General features: G+C 35.8%; 6 protein-coding genes. 1 reads left to right on the top strand and 5 read right to left on the bottom strand.

What is annotated here, in order from left to right:
- The coding region (fabZ, locus tag AC3AX0_RS06345) for a 3-hydroxyacyl-ACP dehydratase FabZ (RefSeq protein ID WP_487549464.1) at positions 1–354 on the top strand (354 nt) is incomplete at its 5' end.
- Between the two features lie 93 nt (positions 355–447).
- Here fabZ and AC3AX0_RS06340 read toward each other — a convergent pair.
- The 5 genes from AC3AX0_RS06340 to AC3AX0_RS06320 form a co-directional block, all read right to left on the bottom strand.
- Positions 448–936, bottom strand: coding sequence for an HD domain-containing protein (locus tag AC3AX0_RS06340; RefSeq protein WP_487549463.1), 489 nt, complete (start codon positions 934–936; stop codon positions 448–450).
- Between the two features lie 135 nt (positions 937–1,071).
- Positions 1,072–1,989, bottom strand: coding sequence for a nucleoside hydrolase (locus tag AC3AX0_RS06335; RefSeq protein ID WP_487549462.1), 918 nt, complete (start codon positions 1,987–1,989; stop codon positions 1,072–1,074).
- Positions 1,990–1,991: 2 nt separating this feature from the next.
- Positions 1,992–3,779: an MBL fold metallo-hydrolase RNA specificity domain-containing protein gene (locus tag AC3AX0_RS06330; RefSeq protein ID WP_487549461.1), complete on the bottom strand. Its 1,788-nt coding sequence runs from the start codon at positions 3,777–3,779 to the stop codon at positions 1,992–1,994.
- A 17-nt stretch (positions 3,780–3,796) separates the two neighbouring features.
- A complete protein-coding gene (locus AC3AX0_RS06325) occupies positions 3,797–4,729 on the bottom strand; it encodes a peptidylprolyl isomerase (RefSeq protein WP_487549460.1) in 933 nt (310 codons plus the stop codon).
- On the bottom strand, positions 4,719–5,407 hold a 689-nt coding region (locus AC3AX0_RS06320), incomplete at its 5' end, for a TRCF domain-containing protein (RefSeq protein ID WP_487549459.1). The genes AC3AX0_RS06320 and AC3AX0_RS06325, both read right to left, overlap by 11 nt.

Below are 5,407 nucleotides of genomic sequence, written 5' to 3'. Positions count from 1 at the left end.
GTAGAAATGGAAGAAGGCAAAAAGGCTGTAGCAATAAAGAATGTCACTGTAAATGAATATTTCTTCCAGGGTCATTTCCCTGGAAACCATGTAATGCCAGGAGTACTCATAGTTGAGGCCTTGGCTCAAACAGGTGCTTTTGCAATGCTGTCTCTTGAAAAGAACAAGGGCAAAACGGTATATTTCGGCGGAATCAAGAAAATGAGATTCAAAAGAAAGGTCGTACCTGGAGATACTTTGAGACTAGACGTCGAAATAACCCGTTCTAAGGGCCCTTTGGGCGTAGGGAGTGCCGTGGCATATGTAGGTGACGAAGTCGCCGCAGAAGGCGAACTCACCTTTGCAATAAGCTAAAACTCGACAAAAAAATTACGAGACATGTAAATGTCTCGTTTTTTATTGCCTAAAAGAGCTAAATAAAAACCCTGTCATATGACAGGGTGCATTTTATGCTTCTTTATACGCTTCTTCAATTCCTAATATTCTCTTCTTGTAATTGTTGTAGTACTCAATTACAGCCAGAAACTTGTCCACCATTGATACTATCCAGCTTTCCTTGTATTTCGGAATTCTTGCCGGAAACATATGACCTTTTATGATATTACATTCCTTGTCGTTAAGTTCAAATATCTCTTTAGCGTTTTCTAATGCGATAACCGGATGTCTAAATGCATGCAAGAAAGCATCTAAAGGAAGTCTCAATCTTGGAGTTTTATCAAACTTATATAAATAAAAGTCGTGCAACAACGCTCCTCTAATAGTTGATTCCCAGTCTAATCCCATTTTGTATGCTATTTTGTAAGATTGATATGCAACATCCAAAACATGTTCGTAAACACTTTCGTCATGATGCTTTATATGCTTCATCTTTTGAAATACATTATTGCTTATTATGGGACCAGCCACTTTCATAAATCTATGGTCAGTAAATTTCATTTAATCACCTTTATTTGTATTTACATCTCTGTTATTATAACATAAAAAGGATTGCTTGTATATTGGTTTTTATGGACCAATATTCGTTTTACTTATATTTATACATCGTGATATATCAGTTCATTGTTTAAAACCTTAGTATTTAGCCATTATTTCAAAGAAGCATCTCATAAATTTATTTATATTTATTTTTGTTAATACAGTTGTATTCTTAACTGCAGTTGAAAAAGGTCTTCTATCCGCCAGTGTCATTCCCCTGGTAATCTCTCCCTTTGTTTCAACATCCACACTGAATTTTTCAGATTCAAATACTTCAGGTTCAAGCAAATATATTATTGTACAAACATCATGTACAGGTATTCCCTTTTCAGGTGTCAGTCCATATTTGGAGCTGCATGCCTTTATTATTTCAACCAGTTTCGTCTGTTTTTCTCCAAATCCCGAAATTTTTTCCAGGTCATATCCATATAGCTTGGTTTCCCTTGTCACATCAAGACCTGCCATGGCAATTTCCACTCCTGAATTAAATACCTCTTTTGCAGCTTCAGGATCACAATAAATATTGAATTCGGCAGCCGATGTTACATTACCTGTATTCAGTGCCCCTCCCATCATTACAATTCTATCTATCATAGTCTTGCATTTTGGATACTGCTTAAGAAGCTTTGATATGTTTGTGAGAGGTCCCAGGGTAACTAGAGTCACCTTTCCCCTCTCTTCTTCAAGCTTCTCCTTAAGAAACTCTACTGCGCCTTTTACATCTTCCCTTGATTCATGTTCAGGAAGGTTGAAAACATCCTTTTCAGACACCTCTGTAGCTATATTGTTCTTGTTCAAGGGTTCCTTTTCTCCAAAAGCATAGGGAATATCAAGATTAAAATAGTCAATCATAGAAGCTGTATTTTTCTTAACAATATCATGGGAAGTATTTCCAAACACCGTAGTCAATCCAAGGATGTCTATATTCGAAGAAAATGCTGCTGTAATAATTGCAGCAGCATCATCATATCCAGGATCCGTGTCTATTAAAATTTTAATTTTTCCAAAATCCATTATCAGTCTCCACTTTGCATTGTAAGGTTTACAAGTGATTTTTCAATTTCTAGGACAATATTATTTAACGTCTTGTACTCACCTACTTTCATATCGCTATTGACCAATGTTGTTTCTGTTATGTCGAATGCCTTTCCTGCAAGTTCCTTAAGCTTTATGATATCTTCTTTAAGCTTTTCAACCTTCTGTTCTTCACAGAGCTCATCATCTTCCTTCTCTGCAGTTTCCTTAATTTTTTCATCTTTTTTATTATATTTAACTTTTTCGGCTACAACTTTTGCTTCTTTTACAGGTTTTTGAGGTTTTGCCTTTTCTATATCTCTAGCTTTATCAGAAGTTAAATCAAGAACATATCCTTCTTCAACAACACTAACCTCACCGTTTTCCATCAAATATTCAGAGTTCATCTTTGGCACTACCGTTGAAAATCCGAGCTCATCTTCAATCTTTTTAGAAAACACGTCCCTTGCATCCGATTCACCGTGAACAATAAAAACTTTCTTAGGTGCTTCCTTGAATCCCTTAAGCCATTCCATTAATCCTCTCTGGTCAGCATGTCCAGAGAATCCTTCTACGCTTTCTATATTCGCTTGTACATAAATGTCCTCTCCAAAAAGTCGGATTTCCTTCTCGCCTTCTTTTATAAGCCTTCCCAGGGTTCCTTCGCCTTGGTATCCAACAAAAACAATGCTTGAATTTTTCTTCCAAAGATTATGCTTCAAATGATGCCTTATCCTACCTGCGTTGCACATTCCACTTGCAGATATTATTACCTTTGGTTCCGTAGACATGTTTAGTGCCTTAGACTCGTCTGTAGTTTGGGTGAAATGAAGATTCTTAAATTCAAGAGGATTGTCTCCGGAAAGTATTTTTTCCCTTGCTTCCTTGTCAAATACATGGGCATTTTTCTTGAAAATCTCCGTAGCCTTTGACGCTAAAGGACTATCTATATACACAGGTATATTTTTGAAAGCCTTGCTAAATTCATCGTTACCATCATAATGCTCGTTTAAGGCATATATAATCTCCTGAGTTCTACCAACCGCAAAAGAAGGTATTACTACTGTTCCTTTGTTTTTAATAGTATTAAGTATGATTTTTGACAGCTTACCCACTCTTTCTTCTGGTGATTCATGGAACCTGTTGCCATATGTTGACTCTATTATAAGATAGTCCGCCTTCTCAACAATCTGGGGATCTCTTATTATTGGCTTATCTTTCATTCCAAGGTCTCCCGAGAACACTACCTTCGTAGATTCTCCGTTTTCCTTGAACCATAATTCTACTATGGAGGAACCAAGAATATGGCCTGCATCAATAAACCTTACTGTAAGTACATCATCTATTTCCTCATACTGCTCATAGATAACAGGACTAAAATAACTTAAACTTGCTTGTGCATCTTCTGAAGTATACAGAGGTTCTACAGGTTCTCCTCCCTTTCTCATGGATTTCTGGGATTTCCATTCCGCTTCCATTTCATGGATATGTCCACTGTCCATAAGCATTATAGTACAGAGATCATATGTAGGCGTTGAAGCGAATATTTTACCTTTAAATCCATTTTTAACCAATAGAGGTATTCTTCCACTGTGGTCTATGTGGGCGTGGCTAAGAATCAAATAATCAATCTCTGCAGGATCAAATGGAAAACCATCTTCATTCAGTTTTTCAACATCTTTCTTTCCCTGAAACTGACCGCAATCAAGCAATAGCTTTTTATCACCGTATTCAATATAATGGCATGATCCAGTTACTGTTCCTGCTGCTCCTGTAAATTTAATCTTCATGGTGTCCCCTTTGAGAATTATTTTGTTTTTACAAATCTTTCTATATCAGAATCATTTTTAAGTTCTTCTATTTTTTCAGTGTATTTTGTATTCTGGTAATCTCCTAGAACAATATCAGAATTGTCTTCATAAGTATCCTTTTTATCATTTATTTTCAAGATATGGAATCCAAAATCAGTTTGTATTATCCCACTGAGGTTTCCAGGTTCTACACTGAATGCAGCTTCCTCAAATTCAGGGACCATTTGACCCTTGTAAAAATATCCCAGTTCTCCTCCGTTTACCGCACTTCCAGGATCCTGCGATAATTCCATTGCCATTTCTGCAAAATCAGCACCATCATTAAGTTTAAAAAGTATATCTTGCGCTTCTACCAATGAATTTACAAGTATATGACTGGCGCTTACAGCTGCAAACTTATCCTTGTTTTCATCAAAATAACCCTTAAGTGTTTCATCATCTATTTCAATGGATTCAACAAAATCACCGACATATCTGTCTATTAACTCTCCATTTTCAAGATAATTCATAAGGAAATCTTCATCCATTCCACTACTTGCAAGTGATTCATTGTATGTTTCCTCATCTCCATAATATGCTTTGTATTCATCAAAAAGACCCTGCAATTCTTCATCCGTTACTTCAATGCTGTCCTTAGATGCTTCTTGAAGCATGATAGTATCCATAATCATGTTTTCAATTACATTTTCCTTAAGGGACGATAAATAAGTAACGCCTTCCTCTATTTCTTCATCCCATGCTATCTCACCATATTGCGCTTCATACATATTCTTGTAGATTTCAAGGTTTTCATCAAATTCTGCTATGGATATTTCTTCGCCGTTTACAACAGCTGCCGCCGATTCTTTGTTTTCCTTTACACATCCTACTGATATTGACAAAATCATTATTACTGTTAATACTAAAGCTGCTATTCTTTTATTTTTCACTTTGAACCTCCGTTTTTTCTGTAGAATTTTTATCGGTACTAAAATTATATAGGTTTTCAACTGTATTTTCAAGAATGTTCAATACATCTTTCACTTCATCTCTTCCCATTGCATATTTAAGTACAGGTTTATTTGATACATCAAATTTAAACTTTCCTTTATATTTTTCCATTATGCCGTTTATCATGGCTGGAGAAATAGCTTCACCGTTTTTAAATTCGATGTGAACAACATTGTTAATCTGCCTCAACATCACTATTTTAAGCTTTTTACATAGCGCCTTTATATAGGATATTTTTATAAGGTTGTTTACTGACTTTGGTATATCTCCAAACCTGTCAATAATCTCTTCGGTAACATCACTTATATCTTCGTAGTTTTCTATTACCGAAATTTTCTTGTAGATTTCTATCTTTTGCTCTTCATCTTCAATATATCTCACTGGAATGTGTCCGTCTACATCGATTTCTATTACAGTCTCAAAATCATCTTCCCTAACTTCATCATTGGTAATCCTGTTAAGTGTTCTTTCCATCATTTTTACATAAAGATCATATCCTATGGCTGCAAGATGTCCAGACTGCTGTGATCCAAGAATATTACCGGCACCTCTTATTTCCAGGTCCCGCATTGCTATTTTAAATCCTGAGCCAAACTCTGTGAATTCTTTTACAGCCT

This window comes from Dethiosulfatibacter sp. (genome assembly GCF_983023055.1).
This window is presented reverse-complemented; position numbering and strand designations above follow the sequence as displayed.